This is a genomic window from Acinetobacter sp. WC-141 (genome assembly GCF_000313935.1).
Classification (GTDB): Bacteria; Pseudomonadota; Gammaproteobacteria; order Pseudomonadales; family Moraxellaceae; genus Acinetobacter.
In genome coordinates this window covers 1-3,836 of record NZ_AMSS01000019.1, presented here as the reverse complement: position 1 = coordinate 3,836, position 3,836 = coordinate 1, and the positions used below count along the sequence as shown (strand labels likewise).

General features: G+C 36.6%; 3 protein-coding genes and 1 pseudogene. 2 read left to right on the top strand and 2 right to left on the bottom strand.

The genetic code is table 11. The features are described from left to right. Positions 1–806 (bottom strand): IS30-like element ISAba125 family transposase (locus tag ACINWC141_RS03305; protein ID WP_081033352.1); only part of this gene is annotated, 806 nt, incomplete at its 3' end. Between the two features lie 56 nt (positions 807–862). On the opposite strand from ACINWC141_RS03305, the pseudogene ACINWC141_RS03300 reads away from it, so the two are divergent. Together ACINWC141_RS03300 and ACINWC141_RS03295 are read left to right on the top strand one after the other, a co-directional pair. Beyond that, a pseudogene (locus ACINWC141_RS03300) lies at positions 863–1,123 on the top strand (integrase core domain-containing protein); the annotation flags it as partial. Positions 1,124–1,204: 81 nt separating this feature from the next. Further along, entirely contained in the window at positions 1,205–3,160 is a 1,956-nt protein-coding gene (locus tag ACINWC141_RS03295; RefSeq protein ID WP_000693745.1) for an alkyl/aryl-sulfatase, read from the top strand. Between the two features lie 357 nt (positions 3,161–3,517). Here ACINWC141_RS03295 and ACINWC141_RS19275 read toward each other — a convergent pair. Next, a partial coding sequence (locus tag ACINWC141_RS19275) for an IS30 family transposase (RefSeq protein ID WP_002123542.1) occupies positions 3,518–3,836 on the bottom strand: 319 nt, incomplete at its 5' end.

The window sequence follows — 3,836 nt, the reverse complement described above, 5'->3', positions numbered from 1 at the left end:
GGTGAATGTGGGTCACAGAAATATACATCTATGCCTAAATCTTCTTCGAGTATTTTATGTTCTGACATCTCGCGTCCACGGTCATAGGTCAACGTTTTACGCAGTTCTGCAGGTAAATATTTCAGAGCTTCAGTTAAAGCCTTGCGCACTGATTCTGCCTTTGCATCAGGTAATGTTGCCAAGATACAGAGCCGTGTATTTCGTTCAATAAGTGTTGCTATCGAACTTTTATTGTCTTTACCTTTAATTAAATCAGCTTCCCAATGACCCGGTATTTTTCTTTCTTGAACTTCGGCTGGGCGCTCATGAATAGTTTTAATATCCTGTAATATAGAATCTTTTTTAGGTTCACCGTTAGCTTTTCGCTTTTTATTTTCATGACGCAGACAGGATAATAAGTCTTTTTTCAACTCACCCTTTGGTAATGCTCGTATCGTTGAATAAATCGTTGTATGGCTTACATTCATTGTTTGATCCAAATCAGGAAATGTCTTTAAACGCTTTGCTATTTGCTGAGGAGACCATAAACAACGGATCGCTTCAACAATAAATTTCCAGAGGATTGAATCGATTTTGAGTTTTCTGTGACCACGTCTACGTCTAGCGAAGGTGTTATCAGAAGCATATCGAGCTTGATAAACGTCATTGATGCTATTTCTTTTAAGCTCACGATAGATCGTACTAGGATGTCTTTTAATGAGTTCAGCAAATTTTCTGGCTGAAAAGCCTTCTTTTCTTGACTCAAGCATTAATGCAGTACGATCTTCAAAGTTAAGATGATGGTATGACAATTTTATATACTCCATAAACCCTTTAAATTAATTAGGTGGTTTATGTCGCACTTCAAGTTTTACTCTGCCATGTATTGAAATCAAATGACATCCAAATCAGCATGGATGGTAAAGGTCGATGGGTTGATAATGTGATGGTTGAACGATTATGGCGGAGCGTTAAATATGAAGAGGTGTATCTCAAAGCCTACAGCAATGTTTTGGATGCGAAGAAGCAATTAAACGCATATTTTGAATTTTATAATTTGAAACGACCTCATTCGAGTCTGGACAAAATGACTCCAGATGAGTTTTACTATGACCAGCTACCACAACAAAATAAGGTAGCTTAACTAGAGCAGAGTATCACTTATAAATAAGCTTTTAGTTGTTCAAACATGTGGGACCACCTCTATTTAAAAAAAGGAAAGAAGATGAAAATTAAGTTTTTAACAGTTTCATTGATGCTTATTCTGCCATTTTCTGTTTTTGCAGCAAATACTGTAGTAGAAAAAGCGGTCATTGAATCAAATAATACATATAAGGCGAAGTATAACTTAGAGGATATGACTGAGTTTAATCAGGCTCAAAAGGGCTTTATTGCCAAGCCAACAGGTCAAATTAAAAGTGAGAAAGGCAATGTTATCTGGGATTTTGATGCATTTAGTTTTTTACAAGATCAAGCACCAAATACCGTTAATCCCACTCTATGGCGACAAGCAAAATTAAACAACAATGTTGGGCTATTTAAAGTAACAGATCGAGTTTGGCAAATTCGTGGTTTTGATTTGGCAAATATGACCATCATTCAGGGTGATACTGGCTGGATTATTGTGGATACATTAACCTCTAAAGAAACGGCTGAAGCAGCACTTAAATTTGCTAGACAGCATTTAGGTGAGCAAAAAATTTCAGCCATTATCTTTACCCATAGCCATATCGATCATTTTGGTGGTGCATTAGGCGTTCTTTCTAGCGAAGAAATTAACGCTAGAAAAACTCCAATTATTGCGCCAAAAGGCTTTATGGAAGAAGCGACCAGTGAAAATGTGATGGCAGGTTCAGCCATGATACGTCGTGCGACTTATATGTATGGAACTTTTCTACCTAAAAATGCGGAAGGATTGGTGGATACAGGTTTAGGTAAGGCTGTTGCTGTGGGAAAAATGGGCATCCTTGAGCCTACACAACTGATCACTCAACCAGAACAGAAAATGACGGTTGATGGCTTGGATTTTGTGTTTTATAACGTGCCGGGTTCAGAAGCACCAGCAGAATTAACGTTCTCTATCCCATCATTGAAACTTTATAACGGCGCAGAAATTCTATCTCATACCATGCATAATCTTTATACCCTTCGGGGTGCTAAAGTCCGTGATGCCTTAAAATGGGTGGGCTATCTAGACCAAGCAATGCAGCATGCCAAAGCATCCGATGTATTGATTGCACAGCATCATTGGCCTGTCTGGGGCAATGACAATATTCAAGATTTTATTAAAACCCAGCGAGATGTTTATAAGTTCACGCATGATCAGACGGTGAGATATATGAACTCTGGTTTTAATGGCGCTGAAATTGCCGAAAAAATTAAGCTTCCAGCGGCACTTGATCAAAAACTATATGCTCATGGCTATTATGGAACCCTAAAACATAATGTAAAAGCAGTATACCAATATTATATGGGATGGTTCGATGCCCATCCTTCCAATTTAGATCCATTACCCCCTAAAGCTGTTGCAAAAAAATATATTGAGTTAGCAGGTGGGGAGAACAATGCATTGAAAAATGCGCGGGATGCCTACGCTCAAGCTGACTATAGATGGGCTGCCGAGATTTTAAAACATATTGTGTTGAATAACCCTCAAAACCAACAAGCAAAAGACTTATTGGCGAATACTTATCGTCAATTGGGCTATGCTGCTGAGGCTTCAACTTGGCGTAATTTCTTTTTGGTGGGCGCTCAAGAGCTACAAAATAATGTACCCCTACAAAATACTTCTGATCCGAGTGATTTATTGATTCATACACCAACTGAAAGATTTCTTGAAGCTATGGCGACAAATTTAGATGTGGAAAATTTAAAAAATGAAAACCAGTGTATCAATCTGGTTTTGTCGGATACCAAAGAGCATTTTTCATTATGGGTTGAAAACTCAGTCATGCAGTTTAAGCGTTATGATGAAAGTAAAGATTTGGCATTGGATTGCCCTACATTAACCTTAACCAAGCCCTTATATCTAAAAATGATTACAGGTCAAATAGAAGGGGTAAAAGTCCTGCTTTCTAAAGACAGTAAAGTCAAAGGTAATCCACTGAAAATTGGAAAATTCTTTGCAATGTTTAAACGTCCAGATTCAATTTTCCCGATTGTGACTCGACCAAATGGCTAAGCTCAAATAAGTAAAGTCGAAACTTAAATTAATAGATCCAAAGAAATGGGTGAAATTATCAACTTGGTTCTCCCAATCTTATAACAGGAATACAAGAAATTATTTCTTGTATTCCTCTTTAAAATTAAAAGTAAGCTATATGTATTTTAACTCTATTGATACTTTATTAAATGGTTTTTGAATTTTTATACTTTATTTTCGATGGAGATATTTTTATTAGTAGCTTGTTTAAAAAAGATTTGTTTATTTTTCTATTAATTGCTTCTAAATAATAACTTCAATATTTTTGTGGTTAAAAGGCAAGGGGGTATTATGATGTGTTTTTTATTGAAAATAAGCTTTTATATTAGGGCGAATTCAAACATGAGGTGCGACAGTTTGAAAAGTCTTATGATAATCAACAAGCTGAGCAAATTTCTCTAATGGTGTAAGCCAATCTAACGCTTTTCTAGGACGAGTATTCAGTGACATGGCAACTTGATTTAAATAATGCTGATCTGCCTGATTTAAATCAATCCCTTTAGGTAAATATTGCCTAATTAAACCATTCATATTTTCGCATGTGCCTTTTTGCCAGGGTGAATGTGGGTCACAGAAATATACATCTATGCCTAAATCTTCTTCAAGTATTTTATGTTCTGCCATCTCGCGTCCACGGTCATAGGTCAACGTTTTA